The 13,929-nt window shown below is 68.5% G+C and carries 13 protein-coding genes; 9 read left to right on the plus strand and 4 right to left on the minus strand.

Features of this window, described 5'->3' with window-relative positions; all coding sequences use genetic code 11:
* Window positions 1-20: 20 nt before the first annotated feature.
* Window positions 21-689: a TetR family transcriptional regulator gene (locus tag ACIQHQ_RS03270; RefSeq protein WP_402609558.1), complete on the minus strand. Its 669-nt coding sequence runs from the start codon at window positions 687-689 to the stop codon at window positions 21-23.
* 81 nt (window positions 690-770) lie between these two features.
* Between ACIQHQ_RS03270 and ACIQHQ_RS03275 the strand changes: the two genes are divergently transcribed.
* A complete protein-coding gene (locus ACIQHQ_RS03275; protein ID WP_402609560.1) occupies window positions 771-2,396 on the plus strand; it encodes an MFS transporter in 1,626 nt (541 codons plus the stop codon).
* A 235-nt stretch (window positions 2,397-2,631) separates the two neighbouring features.
* Window positions 2,632-2,940, plus strand: coding sequence for a small hydrophobic protein (locus ACIQHQ_RS03280; RefSeq protein ID WP_402609562.1), 309 nt, complete (start codon window positions 2,632-2,634; stop codon window positions 2,938-2,940).
* Window positions 2,941-2,994: 54 nt separating this feature from the next.
* Here ACIQHQ_RS03280 and ACIQHQ_RS03285 read toward each other — a convergent pair whose 3' ends face one another.
* A complete protein-coding gene (locus ACIQHQ_RS03285) occupies window positions 2,995-3,729 on the minus strand; it encodes a potassium channel family protein (RefSeq protein ID WP_402610613.1) in 735 nt (244 codons plus the stop codon).
* Between the two features lie 85 nt (window positions 3,730-3,814).
* The gene (aceE, locus tag ACIQHQ_RS03290) at window positions 3,815-6,562 is read right to left on the minus strand and encodes a pyruvate dehydrogenase (acetyl-transferring), homodimeric type (RefSeq protein ID WP_402609564.1); all 2,748 of its coding nucleotides are present in this window, start codon (window positions 6,560-6,562) and stop codon (window positions 3,815-3,817) included.
* Between the two features lie 429 nt (window positions 6,563-6,991).
* Here aceE and ACIQHQ_RS03295 point away from each other — a divergent pair, with 429 nt between their 5' ends.
* The 6 genes from ACIQHQ_RS03295 to ACIQHQ_RS03320 all read left to right on the plus strand — a co-directional run bounded on the left by ACIQHQ_RS03295 (window position 6,992) and on the right by ACIQHQ_RS03320 (window position 11,564).
* Window positions 6,992-7,429: a DUF3052 domain-containing protein gene (locus tag ACIQHQ_RS03295; RefSeq protein WP_062926619.1), complete on the plus strand. Its 438-nt coding sequence runs from the start codon at window positions 6,992-6,994 to the stop codon at window positions 7,427-7,429.
* 105 nt (window positions 7,430-7,534) lie between these two features.
* Window positions 7,535-7,993, plus strand: coding sequence for a peroxiredoxin (locus ACIQHQ_RS03300; protein WP_402609567.1), 459 nt, complete (start codon window positions 7,535-7,537; stop codon window positions 7,991-7,993).
* 147 nt (window positions 7,994-8,140) lie between these two features.
* The gene (locus ACIQHQ_RS03305; RefSeq protein ID WP_402609569.1) at window positions 8,141-8,716 is read left to right on the plus strand and encodes a TerD family protein; all 576 of its coding nucleotides are present in this window, start codon (window positions 8,141-8,143) and stop codon (window positions 8,714-8,716) included.
* Window positions 8,717-8,851: 135 nt separating this feature from the next.
* Complete coding sequence (locus tag ACIQHQ_RS03310) at window positions 8,852-9,427, plus strand: TerD family protein (protein ID WP_402609571.1); 576 nt, start codon at window positions 8,852-8,854, stop codon at window positions 9,425-9,427.
* Window positions 9,428-9,552: 125 nt separating this feature from the next.
* Complete coding sequence (locus tag ACIQHQ_RS03315) at window positions 9,553-10,698, plus strand: DUF475 domain-containing protein (protein WP_402609574.1); 1,146 nt, start codon at window positions 9,553-9,555, stop codon at window positions 10,696-10,698.
* Window positions 10,699-10,829: 131 nt separating this feature from the next.
* Window positions 10,830-11,564, plus strand: a complete 735-nt coding sequence (locus tag ACIQHQ_RS03320) for a Tellurium resistance (RefSeq protein ID WP_402609576.1) — start codon at window positions 10,830-10,832, stop codon at window positions 11,562-11,564.
* 32 nt (window positions 11,565-11,596) lie between these two features.
* On the opposite strand, the gene ACIQHQ_RS03325 is transcribed toward ACIQHQ_RS03320, so the two are convergent.
* Entirely contained in the window at window positions 11,597-12,502 is a 906-nt protein-coding gene (locus tag ACIQHQ_RS03325) for a TerD family protein (RefSeq protein WP_402609578.1), read from the minus strand.
* Between the two features lie 227 nt (window positions 12,503-12,729).
* Here ACIQHQ_RS03325 and ACIQHQ_RS03330 point away from each other — a divergent pair, with 227 nt between their 5' ends.
* Window positions 12,730-13,896, plus strand: a complete 1,167-nt coding sequence (locus tag ACIQHQ_RS03330; RefSeq protein ID WP_402609580.1) for an HpcH/HpaI aldolase/citrate lyase family protein — start codon at window positions 12,730-12,732, stop codon at window positions 13,894-13,896.
* Window positions 13,897-13,929: the final 33 nt, after the last annotated feature.

Here is a 13,929-nt window from a genome sequence, read left to right on the forward strand (position 1 = left end):
ATCACGTTTCGGTGATTGCGTTAAGGGGAGTGCTCCGCACGCCAGTTCCCGGCCAGCGCGGGGCCCACCTGATCCAGGTATGTCGTGGTGAGTTCGCGCATTCCGTCGAGGCTGAGGTCGTCCCCCGCGGACCACAGCCGCTCGGTGACACGGATCACGCCGCCGAAGAGGGCCACGACGATCCTCGGCCGGGGGTCGGCGTCCACGTCGAGCCCCTCGCGCTCGGCGATGATGCACGCGAGCTGCTCCTCCAGCCCCGCCGACCGCCTCAGATGGGCCGCGAGCAGCGCGGGTGTCGACTCGATCACCCGGTAGACGCGCATGTGGAGCTCGATCGGCACGAGCTCCTCGATGGCCTCGTTGATCGCGTCCCAGCTCTCCAGCACGGCCCGGCGCAGCGCCTCCAGCGGTACCTCGTCCGGCGGGCGCGTCCGCAGGGCCTCGACGACGAGCGTCTCGGCGAGGCGCGGCACAAAGAACGCCGTCTCCTCCTTGCCGGCGAAGTAGCGGAAGAAGGTGCGCTGCGAGACGTCCACGGCGGCGGCGATGTCGTCGACGGTCGTCTCCTCGTACCCGCGCGTGGCGAACAGCTCCAGCGCGGCCCGCAGCAGTGCGTCCCGGGTGCGCCGTTTCTTTCGTTCGCGCAGGTTCAAGACAAGCCTCTCGTCTGAAGTGTTTGCCCAGTTCATAGGCTATACGGGGATGTCGTGTCAGCAACCGACTAGTGAATTGGTTTGTCAAGTGTCAGTGGCTGTCACTAGCCTCGCGGTATGACTAGTCAGACCACCATCGACACGACGGGGTCGGGGGGCAAGACGCCGGCGTCGCCGTCGGGCGCGACGCCGGGCAAGGGGCTGCGAGGGCACCCCTGGCTCACCCTCATCACCGTCGCTGTGGGGGTCATGATGGTGGCCCTCGACGGCACCATCGTGGCCATCGCCAACCCGGCCATACAGAAGGACCTCGGCGCCACGTTCGCCGAGGTCCAGTGGATCACCAACGGGTACTTCCTCGCCCTCGCGGTCTCCCTGATCACCGCGGGCAAGCTCGGCGACCGCTTCGGTCACCGGCAGACCTTCCTCATCGGCGTCATCGGCTTCGCCGCCGCCTCGGGCGCGATCGGCCTGTCCGACAGCATCGCCTTCGTCGTCGTCTTCCGCGTCCTGCAGGGCCTGTTCGGCGCGCTGCTGATGCCGGCGGCGCTCGGTCTGTTGCGCGCCACCTTCCCGGCCGAGAAGCTGAACATGGCCATCGGCATCTGGGGCATGGTCATCGGCGCGTCCACCGCGGGCGGCCCGATCCTCGGCGGTGTGCTCGTCGAGCACGTCAACTGGCAGTCGGTGTTCTTCATCAACGTGCCGGTCGGTGTCCTCGCCGTCGTCCTCGGCGTGCTGATCCTGCTCGACCACCGCGCCGAGAACGCCCCTCGCTCCTTCGACCTGCCGGGCATCGCCCTGCTGTCGACCGCCGTGTTCTGCCTGGTGTGGGCGCTCATCAAGGCCCCGCCGTCCGAGTGGGGCTGGGGTGACCCGAAGACGCTCGGCTTCCTCGGCGCCTCCGTGCTGTGCTTCGCGCTCTTCGCCTTCTGGGAGACGAAGGTGAAGGAGCCGCTGATCCCGCTCGCGCTGTTCCGCTCCGTGGCGCTGTCCGCCGGTGTGGTCCTGATGGTGCTGATGGCCATCGCCTTCATGGGCGGTCTGTTCTTCGTGACGTTCTACCTCCAGAACGTGCACGGCATGAGCCCGATCGACGCGGGCCTGCACCTGCTGCCGCTCACCGGCATGATGATCGTCGGCTCGCCGCTCGCCGGCGCGATGATCACCAAGCTCGGCCCCCGGGTCCCGCTCGCGGGCGGCATGGCGTTCACCGCGATCGCCATGTACGGAATGTCGACGCTGGAGACGGACACCGGCAGCGGCATCATGTCGCTCTGGTTCGCCCTGCTGGGCCTCGGCCTCGCGCCGGTCATGGTCGGTGCGACCGAAGTCATCGTGGGCAACGCCCCGATGGAGCTCTCGGGGGTCGCGGGTGGTCTCCAGCAGGCCGCCATGCAGATCGGCGGCAGCCTCGGCACGGCCGTGCTGGGTGCCGTGATGGCCTCCAAGGTCAACAGCGACCTCGCCGGCAACTGGGCGAAGGCGGGCCTCCCGCCGCTCACCCCGGAGCAGGAGCACCAGGCCTCCGAGGCGGTCCAGGTCGGCGTCCCGCCGGTGGCCCCGGGCACGCCGGACGCCATCGCCGCGAAGATCACGGGTGTCGCGCACGACACCTTCATCGCGGGCATGAGCGCGGCCTCGCTCGTCGCGGCCGGGGTCGCCGTGGTGGCGGTACTGGTGGCGTTCCTCACCAAGCGCGGTGACAACGCGGAGGCCGGCGCGGGCGCGGCGCACATCTGACGGTCCCCGGCGGCTCGTTCGCCTATCAGGGTGAACAGAACCGCCTGACCCTCCCCTTCGGCAGGCGCAGCAGGTCACAGTGGGTCAAGTCCTCCGCAGGACATGGAGGGCGGACGCTGCGGCGCGCTGCCGGAGGGGGGTGGCGCGCAGGCAGCGGGATTGAAGCCCGCTGGCGGGGTACTCGCCATGTCGTACCCGAAAAGAACCCCAACCTACTAAGGGTTTACGGGAGTTGATGATGGCGAGCTTCGGAAGCGGTACGCGCGGGCACCCCCGCTCACGTGGCCGGACGTGGTCACGGACCGGGACGGATCGCGCGACACTCGGACTCATCGGAGTCATCTGCGCCGTTGCGGGCTTCTTCGTGCTGGGGATCGTTCTCGGTCCCGCCGCGATGGTCTGCGGCTGGCTCGCCATGGGCCGCGCGTGGTCGGGCTCCCGCCCCACCGCGGCCGTGATCGCCCTGGTCCTGGGCGCCATCGACACGCTCCTGGCCATCATCTGGCTGTCCGGAGCGGCCACACCGGGCGTGGGCGTGTTCTGACCCGGGTGAACGGTGTGAGAAGGGCCCCCGGCCGTTCGGCCGGGGGCCCTCTCGTCATTCCACCGGGGTGCCCTTGAGCGCCGCCAATTCCCCCCGCAGCGCCCGCACCTCCTCCGTCAGCTCCCGTATCGCCTCGGTCTGCCGCCGCTCCTCGACGTCGTCCTTCTCGAACCGCGCGATGAACCACGCGGCGATGTTCGCCGTCACCACACCGAGCAGCGCGATCCCGGACAGCATCAGCCCGACAGCGAGTATGCGCCCGAGCCCCGTGGTCGGTGCCATGTCTCCGTAGCCCACGGTGGTCATCGTCGTGAACGCCCACCAGATCGCGTCCCCGAGCGACTGAATGGAAGCCCCGGGCTCGTCCCGTTCCACTTCCAGGACGGCCAGCGCGCCGAAGACGAGCAGTCCCAGACACGACCCCGCGACATACGTGGTGACCCGAACCTGTGACGCCATCCGCGCCCGCTGACCGGCGAGGAACAGCATCGACACCAGTTTCAGCAGCCGCAGCGGCTGGGCCAGCGGCAGCACCACCGCCAGCAGTGCCAGCGGATTGCCGCGTACGAACCGCAGCCGGTCCTCGGACAGCAGCAGGCGCACCAGATAGTCGCCGGCGAAAGCGGCCCACACCGCCCAGTTGGTGACGTGGCACGCGGTGAGCAGCTCCTCCGGAGCCCCAGGAGTAACGATCGGGAAGGCATAGGCGATCGCGAAGAGCACGGCCAGCGCCAGCAGGGGGCCTTGAGTGCGCCGCTCCCAACGGGCCAGGGCGGTCTGTTCTGTCATCGGGAGCGTCATGGGGAGCATGGTAGGAAACGCGGGGGCGGCACCGGTCGGGGTGCCGCCCCCCGGGGGCGTGCGACCTCGCGTCTTACGCGTCGCCGCCCGCGGCCCCCGGGTCCGCCGCCGACACGTCGAGCAGCTGGTACCGGTCGATGGCCTGCTTGAGCACGGAGCGGTCGACCTTGCCCTCACGGGCCAGCTCGGTCAGCACCGCCACCACGATCGACTGCGCGTCGATGTGGAAGAACCGCCGGGCCGCGCCCCGTGTGTCCGCGAAGCCGAACCCGTCCGCGCCGAGCGACTGGTACGTCTGGGGCACCCAGCGCGCGATCTGGTCCGGAACCGACCGCATCCAGTCGGAGACGGCCACGACCGGCCCCTGCGCGCCCGCCAGCTTGCGCGTCACGTACGGCACCCGCTGCTCCTCCTCGGGGTGCAGCAGGTTGTGCTCCTCGCAGTTCACGGCCTCGCGCCGCAGCTCGTTCCAGGAGGTCGCCGACCAGACGTCCGCCTTGACGTTCCAGTCCTCGGCCAGCAGCTTCTGCGCCTCGACGGCCCAGGGCAGCGCGACACCGGACGCCAGGATCTGCGCCGGGATCGAGCCGGCCGTGCCCTCGCTGAACCGGTAGAGGCCCTTGAGGATGCCGTCGACGTCGACGTCGTCCGGCTCGGCGGGGTGCTGGATCGGCTCGTTGTAGACGGTCAGGTAGTAGAAGACGTCCTCGCCGTGCGGGTGCTCCTCGGAGGAGCCGTACATCCGGCGCAGGCCGTCCTTCACGATGTGCGCGATCTCGAAGCCGAACGCCGGGTCGTAGGCCACGCAGCCCGGGTTGGTGGAGGCCAGCAGCTGCGAGTGGCCGTCCGCGTGCTGGAGCCCCTCACCGGTCAGGGTCGTACGGCCGGCGGTCGCGCCCAGGACGAAACCGCGCGCCAGCTGGTCGGCCATCTGCCAGAACTGGTCGCCGGTGCGCTGGAAACCGAACATCGAGTAGAAGACGTAGACCGGGATGAGCGGCTCGCCGTGCGTGGCGTACGCCGAGCCGGCCGCGATCAGCGACGCCGTGCAGCCGGCCTCCGAGATGCCGTCGTGCAGCATCTGGCCGTTCGGCGCCTCCTTGTAGGCGAGCAGCAGATCGCGGTCGACCGACTCGTACTGCTGGCCGAGCGGGTTGTAGATCTTCGCACTCGGGAAGAACGAGTCCATACCGAAGGTGCGGTACTCGTCCGGCGCGATCAGCACGAACCGCTTGCCGATCTCCTTGTCCCGCATGAGGTCCTTCAGGAGTCGGACGAAGGCCATCGTCGTCGCGATGGACTGGTTGCCCGAGCCCTTCTTCACGGTCGCGTACGTCTTCTCCTCGGGCAGCGCCAGCGGCTTGGAGCGGACCACACGCGTGGGCACGTAACCGCCGAGACCCTTGCGGCGGTCGTGCATGTACTGGATCTCCTCCGAGTCCCGGCCCGGGTGGTAGTACGGCGGCACGCCGGACTCCAGCTCCTTGTCCGGGATCGGCAGGTGCAGGCGGTCGCGGAAGCGCTTGAGGTCGTCGACCGTCAGCTTCTTCATCTGGTGCGTGGCGTTGCGGCCCTCGAAGTTCGGGCCCAGCGTCCAGCCCTTGATCGTCTTGGCCAGGATCACCGTGGGCTGGCCCTTGTGCTCCAGGGCCGCCTTGTACGCCGCGAAGATCTTCTTGTGGTCGTGGCCGCCGCGCCCCAGGTGCAGGATCTGGTCGTCGGTCATGTCCTCGACCATCGCCCGCAGCCGGTGGTCGTCACCGAAGAAGTGGTCGCGGATGTAGGCGCCGGTCTCCGTGGCGTACGTCTGGAACTGTCCGTCCGGCGTGGTGTTCATCCTGTTGACCAGCACGCCGTCGCGGTCCTGGGCCAGCAGCGGGTCCCAGGTGCGGTCCCAGACCAGCTTGATCACGTTCCAGCCGGCACCGCGGAAGATCGACTCCAGCTCCTGGATGATCTTTCCGTTGCCGCGCACCGGGCCGTCGAGGCGCTGGAGGTTGCAGTTGACGACGAACGTGAGGTTGTCCAGGCCCTCGCGGGCGGCGATGGAGAGCTGGCCCAGCGACTCCGGCTCGTCCATCTCGCCGTCGCCGAGGAACGCCCAGACGTGGGACTTGGAGGTGTCGGCGATCCCGCGCGCCTCCATGTAGCGGTTCATGCGCGCCTGGTAGATCGCACCGATCGGGCCGAGGCCCATCGACACCGTCGGGAACTCCCAGAAGTCCGGCATCGACCGCGGGTGCGGGTACGACGACAGCGCGTGCGGGGCCTTCGACTTCTCCTGGCGGAAGCCGTCCAGGTGCTGCTCGCTGAGCCGGTCCAGCAGGAAGGCGCGGGCGTAGATGCCCGGGGAGGCATGGCCCTGGAAGAAGACCTGGTCGCCGCCGTCGCCCTCGTCCTTGCCGCGGAAGAAGTGGTTGAAGCCGACGTCGTAGAGCGAGGCGGAGGAGGCGAAGGTGGCGATGTGGCCGCCGACGCCGATGCCGGGACGCTGGGCCCGGGAGACCATCACCGCGGCGTTCCAGCGGGTGGCGTTGAGGACCTTGCGCTCGATCTCCTCGTTGCCCGGGAAGAACGGCTCGCTCTTGGTGGGGATGGTGTTGACGTAGTCCGTGCTGCGCATCTCCGGCACGGCCACGCGCTTCTCGCGGGCCCGCTCGATCAGCCGCAGCATCAGGTAGCGGGCGCGCTCCCGGCCGCGCTCGTCGACGGCGGCGTCGAGGGAGTCGAGCCACTCCTGCGTCTCTTCGGGATCGAAGTCAGGAACCTGACTCGGAAGGCCGCCAATGATGATCGGGTTGCGATCGGATGCGGAAGCCACGCTGTTCCTTACCTGTCAGAGGGCCGTGCGAGGGCCGCTGTTTCGCTGTCGTCGCTGGGTGTCGTCGCTGGGGGGTGCGCCGTTCCCCATGGTCCACCTCGGGGCCGGGAATCGTCATCTCTACCGGACGGTAACCCGAGCGTGAGATCGACTCCGCCTCGACTTCGTGACCTGTGGGGCGAATACATTCGAGTCTCGTACCCACAGACGATTCCCAAACGCCCAAACAGGGCAGAAAGGTGTGGTGTGCGTCACCTCGGCCCATGATGGTGTGCCTGAAGTTGCGGTGACACGGCCAGGATCGTCACCGTTTCGGCGGTCTGAACGGCCGGGTACTTGCGCGATCGGTCCCGCCCGTGTGGACTACGGCCAATGCTTCGCGCACGCGCGTGGCTGAGATATTTCCAAAACATGATCAGGAGGCAACCCGTGAGCGCGACCGCGGACCACGCGGAGGAGCGGACGAACCCTGCCGCCAGGCTGGGGTTCCAGCCCGGGCAGGTGGTCCAGGAGATCGGCTACGACGACGACGTGGACCAGGAGCTCCGCAAGGCCATCGAGGGCATCATCGAGGCCGACCTGGTGGACGAGGACTACGACGACGTGGCCGATGCCGTTGTGCTGTGGTTCCGTGACGACGACGGCGACCTGACGGATGCGCTGGTGGATGCCACCACGTACATCGAAGAGGGCGGCGCGATCCTGCTCCTGACGCCGAAGACCGGCCGTTCGGGGTACGTGGAGCCGAGCGACATCTCGGAAGCCGCCACCACGGCGGGTCTGACGGCGTCCAAGAGCGTCAGCGTCGGCAAGGACTGGAGCGGCAGCCGGCTGGCGACGCCCAAGGCCGCCAAGTCCAAGCGTTAGTCGTACGGCGGGGCGGGCCGGCGCTGTCGGCCCGCCCTCCGGCCTGTGCCGGTGCCTGCGTAGGGTGGTCCCACCCGAGGAGACCACGAAGGGACACCCACAGCGATGGCGATCCAGGTCGGCGAGAAGGCCCCCGACTTCGAGCTCAAGGACAATCACGGCCGGTCCGTGCGGCTGTCCGACTTCCGGGGCCGCAAGAACGTCGTGCTGCTCTTCTACCCCTTCGCCTTCACCGGCGTGTGCACCGGCGAACTGTGCGAGCTGCGTGACAACCTGCCGCAGTTCTCCGACCGCGACACCGAGCTGCTCGCCGTCTCCAACGACTCCATCCACACCCTGCGCGTCTTCGGCGAGCAGGAGGGCCTCGAGTACCCGCTGCTGTCGGATTTCTGGCCGCACGGCAACGTCTCGCGGGCCTACGGCGTCTTCGACGAGGACAAGGGCTGCGCCGTGCGCGGCACCTTCGTCATCGACAAGGAGGGCGTCGTGCGGTGGACCGTCGTCAACGGCCTGCCGGACGCGCGCGACCTGAACGACTACGTGAAGGCGCTCGACTCCCTGTGACGCCGGTCGGGCGGCAACCGCTCGACACCCGCCGAATTGCCGGCCTCAGGGCCTGCGTGCGGCGGGAACCCGTCACTAGGATCGACTCGTTGATCCGACATCCGAGCACAACGGGGCATCCCGCCCCTGGACACCAAGGGAGGACTCGTGGGAGTCAGCCTCAGCAAGGGCGGCAACGTATCGCTGAGCAAGGAGGCGCCGGGCCTGACCGCGGTCATCATCGGTCTGGGGTGGGACGTCCGTACCACGACCGGCACGGACTTCGACCTGGACGCCAGCGCGCTGCTGCTGAACAACTCCGGCAAGGTCGGCAACGACCAGCACTTCATCTTCTTCAACAACCTCAAGACGCCGGACGGCTCCGTCGAGCACACCGGTGACAACATCACCGGTGAGGGCGAGGGTGACGACGAGCAGATCAAGGTCAATCTCGCCACCGTCCCGGCCGACGTGGAGAAGATCGTCTTCCCGGTCTCGATCTACGACGCCGAGACCCGCCAGCAGTCCTTCGGCCAGGTGCGCAACGCGTTCATCCGCGTCGTGAACCAGGCCGGCGGCGCCGAGATCGCCCGGTACGACCTGAGCGAGGACGCCTCCACCGAGACCGCCATGGTCTTCGGCGAGCTCTACCGGCACGGCTCGGAGTGGAAGTTCCGCGCCATCGGCCAGGGCTACGCCTCGGGCCTGCGCGGCATCGCGCAGGACTTCGGTGTGAACGTCTGAACCACCTGACGGGCCCTGACGACAGGGCCCCGAGGTCCTCTTGTCCGGCGCCGCACGGTTTACGTGCGGCGCCGGACGTGCAGGACCACCTCAGTGACACCGCCGGGCCGGTGGCCCAAGGGGAGGGACAGCATCATGGGCGTCACACTCGCCAAGGGGGGCAATGTCTCCCTGTCCAAGGCCGTACCCAACCTCACTCAGGTGATGGTCGGGCTCGGCTGGGACGCGCGCTCCACCACCGGAGCGCCCTTCGACCTCGACGCAAGCGCCCTGATGTGCAACAGCGGGCGCGTGCTCGGGGACGAGTGGTTCGTCTTCTACAACCAGCTCAAGAGCCCGGACGGCTCGGTCGAGCACACCGGTGACAACCTCACCGGCGAGGGCGACGGCGACGACGAGTCGCTCCTGATCGACCTCTCCAAGGTCCCGCCGCAGTGCGACAAGATCGTGTTTCCCGTCTCCATCCACATGGCCGACGAGCGCGGCCAGACCTTCGGCCAGGTCAGCAACGCCTTCATTCGCGTGGTGAACCAGGCCGACGGCCAGGAGCTCGCCCGCTACGACCTGAGCGAGGACGCCTCCACGGAGACCGCGATGATCTTCGGCGAGCTCTACCGGTACCAGGGCGAGTGGAAGTTCAGGGCCGTGGGGCAGGGGTACGCGTCAGGGCTGCGGGGCATCGCGCTGGACTTCGGGGTCAACGTCTCATAACGCGTTATGGGCAAAACCCAGGGGCCAGTGGGGTGCGGAGGGGGCCCGACTAGACTTCGGCTTCAAATGTTCGTAAAGCCGGGTACGGCGCGAGGGAGCCCCGTACACACACGATTGGGTAGCCAGTGGTTCTGAAAACCTTCGGGTGGTCGTTCGCGGTCACCGCGCTCGGCCTGGTCGCAGCGGTCTTCTACGGAGGGTGGACCGCGTTCGGCGTCGTTGCGATCCTGTCCGTCCTCGAGATCTCGCTGTCCTTCGACAACGCGGTGGTCAACGCCGGGATCCTGAAGAAGATGAGTGCCTTCTGGCAGAAGATCTTCCTCACGATCGGCATCCTGATCGCCGTCTTCGGCATGCGGCTGGTCTTCCCTGTCGTGATCGTCGCGATCAGCGCCCAGCTCGGGCCGATCGAGGCCGTCGATCTCGCGCTCACCGACAAGGACCAATACCAGCAGCTCGTCACCGACGCCCACCCGGCGATCGCCGCGTTCGGTGGCATGTTCCTGTTGATGATCTTCCTCGACTTCATCTTCGAGGACCGGGACATCAAGTGGCTCGGCTGGCTGGAGCGCCCGCTGGCCAAGCTCGGCAAGGTCGACATGCTGTCGGTCTGCATCGCGTTGATCGTCCTGCTGATCTCGGCCATGACCTTCGCGACCCACGCCCACCAGCACGGCGGCACGCACGTCGACAAGGCTGAGACCGTTCTGCTCTCCGGCATCGGCGGTCTGATCACGTACATGATCGTCGGTGGCCTGTCCGGCTACTTCGAGGACAAGCTCGAAGAGGAGGAGGAGCGCGAGCACGAGGCCGAGGAGAAGGCCGCGCGCGAGGGCAAGCCCAAGTCCGCCGTGGTCGTGGCCGGCAAGGCCGCGTTCTTCATGTTCCTCTACCTCGAGGTCCTGGACGCGTCGTTCTCCTTCGACGGCGTGATCGGCGCCTTCGCCATCACCAACGACATCGTCCTGATGGCCCTCGGCCTCGGCATCGGCGCCATGTACGTCCGGTCGCTCACGGTCTACCTGGTCCGCCAGGGCACCCTCGACGACTACGTCTACCTGGAGCACGGCGCGCACTACGCCATCGGCGCGCTCGCCGCGATCCTGCTCGTCACCATCCGCTACGAGATCAACGAGATCGTCACCGGCCTCATCGGCGTCGTCCTGATCGGCGCCTCCTTCTGGTCCTCCGTCCGCCGCAACCGCGCCATCGCGGCGGCCGGGGGAGACTCCGGCTCCGACTCGAAGACTGAGGTCTCGTCCGGGGTGTGACACCCCTCCGGGTGAGGAACGCTCTGTGCGGGGCGGCCACCGAGGCGAGTCCTCGGCGGCCGCCCCGTCGGTCGTCAAGGGCCGCGGGTACGGCGATGACCCGCGGTCTCCAAGTGAACGTGGGGGGCGGAATGGGCCTGTTCGACGGACTCCGGCGCGGTGACGCGCAGTTCGACTCGGGCGACGCGTCGACCAACGCGATCGAGCTGACCAAGCGGCGCGCGCAGATATCACTCAGCAAACAGGGCGCGGCCACCGGCCATCTGCGCGTCAACCTCAGCTGGCGGATGCGCACGTCCGACATCGGCGGCAACCAGCGCGAGAGCCTGCTGCGCCATCCCTTCCGGGCACTCAAACCCCCCGAGGTCGTCGGCCACAGCCAGAGCATGGTCAACGTCGACCTCGACCTCGGCTGCCTCTACGAACTCCAGGACGGCAGCAAGGGCGTCGTCCAGCCCCTCGGCGGCTACTTCGGCGACGTCAACGGCGCGCCGTACGTCAAGCTCAGCGGCGACGACCGCTTCGGCTCCGCGTCCGGCGAGACCATGTACATCAACCTCGACCACAGCGACCAGATCAAGCGGCTGCTGGTGTTCGTCTACATCTACGACCAGACGCCCGCCTTCGACCGCGCGCACGCCATCGTCACCCTCTACCCGAGCAACGGACCCCGCATCGAGATCCACCTCGACGAACGCCAGCCGCAGGCCCGCTCCTGTGCCGTCGTCATGATCGAGAAGGTGAAGAACGAGATCGTCGTCCGCCGTGAGGCGAAGTTCGTCTACGGCTTCCAGGCCGAACTCGACCGGCTGTACGGGTGGGGGCTGCAGTGGGGCCGGGGCTACAAGACCAAGGTCGATCGCTGACCCCGAGCCCCGGCCGACGTCGCTGCCGGGCCCTAGCGTCCGGCGAACTGCGGGCCCTGCGGGGGCAGGGTGAAGTCCGCGTCGGGGACCGCCGTGACCGGCGACGGGTAGCCGTAGCCGGTCTGCGCCCCCGCCGCCCCCGCCGCGGCGGATGCCTGGGGATAGCCGTACGCGGGCCGGCCGGTGGGCTGCGGGTAGCCGTACGCCGGCTGGGTCGCCGGCGGCTGCTGGGGATACCCGTAGGCGGGCTGCGCGGGCACTGCGGCGGGCTGCTCCGGGGGCAGCGGCAGGGAGACCTCGGGGGGCTGCTGCGCGGGACCGGCGGTCGTCTGCTGCGCGGGCGTGTTCGTGGTGGGCGGCGCGGGGACCGTCGTGGTCGGCTCCTCGGCCGCCTCCGACTCGTCCACCGAGATGCCGAAGTCCGTCGCGAGCCCCTTCAGCCCGTTCGAATAGCCCTCGCCCAGCGCCCGGAACTTCCAGCCCTCCCCGCGCCGGTACAACTCCCCGCAGATCAGCGCGGTCTCCTGGCCCGTCTCCGGCTTGACGTCGAAATACGCCAGCGCCTCGGCGTCGGAGTCCGCGGCGTCGTACAGCAGGATGCGCAGCGCCTGTACGCGGTCGAACGTCACGCCGTCCGCCGATGCGACGAGCAGAATCCGGCTGACTTCCTGCTCGACACCGGTGAGTTCTGTCTGGATCGTGTCGGTCAGGCCCTCGGCGTCCCGCTTCTTGCCGAGCCGCCACACCTTCCCGGCCGGGTGCCGGGGCTGGTTGTAGAAGACGAAGTCCTCGTCGGAGCGCACACGACCCTCGGGGCCGAGGAGCAGCGCTGAGGCGTCGACGTCCGGAACCCCCTGCCCGGGGGTCCAGCGCAGCACGGCGCGCACCGTGGTGGCTTCCAGCGGGACGTTCGACCCCTTCAGCATCGCGTGCGTCATGCGGTCATCCTGCCTTCTCGGTCCTGCTCACGACAACGTGGGGGCGCGGTCGTGAGCGGCGCCGACCGCCGTCGCGGACTACCGTGGTCATGGCCGGGTACTGGCTGTGGTGGCCCGCGTTACCTGAAATTCATGCCTGATGGGAACCTCTGACATGGACTTCTACGTACTATTACCGGCCAGCTTTCATCGATTCGCAGGTCGCGCAACCACCACGGGGGAGTTCCATGCGTCATTTCGGGCACGTCGCCCCTGAGGTGCGGAAGCGTCTCTTCCACCGCGAGCCGTGCGCGTTCACCGCGGACTCACCGGCCCGGCTGCTCGCGGCCGCCCTGGGCGCCACGCTCTACAGCCCGGCCACCCGGCCGCGTCTCGCCGACGACATCCTCAAGCAGTCCGGTCGCGGTGTGGTCTCGATGGTGCTGTGCCTGGAGGACTCGATCGACGACGCGGACGTCGGCCCCGGCGAGGAGAACCTCGTCCGCCAGTTCGCGGCCCTCGACGACATCCCGGACGCCGACCTGCCGCTGCTGTTCATCCGGGTCCGCGCCCCCGGGCAGATACCCGACCTCGTACGACGCTTCGGGCCGGCCGTCCGGCTGCTGTCCGGGTTCGTCCTGCCCAAGTTCACCGAGGAACGCGGCATGCCCTTCCTCGAGGCCCTGGTCGCCGCCGAGGCCGAAAGTGGCCGTCGACTTTTCGCCATGCCCGTGCTGGAGTCCCCGGAGCTGCTGTACCGGGAGTCCCGCGTGGAGACCTTGGAGGGCATCTCCCGGGCGATCGACAAGTACCGCGAGCGCGTGCTCGCCCTGCGCCTCGGAGTGACGGACTTCTGCTCCTCCTACGGGCTGCGCAGAGGTCCCGACATGACGGCCTACGACGTGCAGATCGTCGCCTCCGTCATCGAGGACGTGGTGAACATGCTGGGCCGCGCCGACGGGACCGGCTTCACCGTGACCGGGCCGGTGTGGGAGTACTTCCGGGTCCAGGAGCGCATGTTCAAGCCGCTGCTGCGCCAGAGCCCCTTCCTGGAGGTGCAGGCCGCGGAACTGCGCGAGAAGCTGATCGAGCACGCCATGGACGGCCTGCTGAGGGAGATCTCCCTGGACCAGGCCAACGGACTGCTGGGCAAGACCTGCATCCACCCCTCCCATGTCCTGCCGGTGCACGCCCTGTCGGTCGTCAGCCACGAGGAGTTCTGCGACGCCCGGGACATCCTGCGCCCCGAACGCGGCGGCGGGGGCGTGATGAGGTCGGCCTACACGAACAAGATGAACGAGGTGAAGCCGCACCGGGCCTGGGCCGAGCGGACCCTGCTGCGGGCCGAGGTCTTCGGCGTGGCGAACCAGGACATCGGCTTCGTGGAACTGCTGGCGGCGGGACTGCCGGGCTGACGTCACGACGCGAGGGACATGGACAAGGCCGAG

The sequence above is a fragment of the Streptomyces sp. NPDC092370 genome, from assembly GCF_044755265.1.
Classification (GTDB): domain Bacteria; phylum Actinomycetota; class Actinomycetes; order Streptomycetales; family Streptomycetaceae; genus Streptomyces.

Bases quoted from the DNA above. Each gene is read 5' to 3' on its own strand.
- ACIQHQ_RS03270 (WP_402609558.1), bottom strand. From the start codon at position 689: ATGAACTGGGCAAACACTTCAGACGAGAGGCTTGTCTTGAACCTGCGC.
- ACIQHQ_RS03275 (WP_402609560.1), top strand. From the start codon at position 771: ATGACTAGTCAGACCACCATCGACACGACGGGGTCGGGGGGCAAGACG.
- ACIQHQ_RS03280 (WP_402609562.1), top strand. From the start codon at position 2,632: ATGATGGCGAGCTTCGGAAGCGGTACGCGCGGGCACCCCCGCTCACGT.
- ACIQHQ_RS03285 (WP_402610613.1), bottom strand. From the start codon at position 3,729: ATGACAGAACAGACCGCCCTGGCCCGTTGGGAGCGGCGCACTCAAGGC.
- ACIQHQ_RS03300 (WP_402609567.1), top strand. From the start codon at position 7,535: ATGGCGATCCAGGTCGGCGAGAAGGCCCCCGACTTCGAGCTCAAGGAC.
- ACIQHQ_RS03310 (WP_402609571.1), top strand. From the start codon at position 8,852: ATGGGCGTCACACTCGCCAAGGGGGGCAATGTCTCCCTGTCCAAGGCC.
- ACIQHQ_RS03320 (WP_402609576.1), top strand. From the start codon at position 10,830: ATGGGCCTGTTCGACGGACTCCGGCGCGGTGACGCGCAGTTCGACTCG.
- ACIQHQ_RS03325 (WP_402609578.1), bottom strand. From the start codon at position 12,502: ATGACGCACGCGATGCTGAAGGGGTCGAACGTCCCGCTGGAAGCCACC.
- ACIQHQ_RS03330 (WP_402609580.1), top strand. From the start codon at position 12,730: ATGCGTCATTTCGGGCACGTCGCCCCTGAGGTGCGGAAGCGTCTCTTC.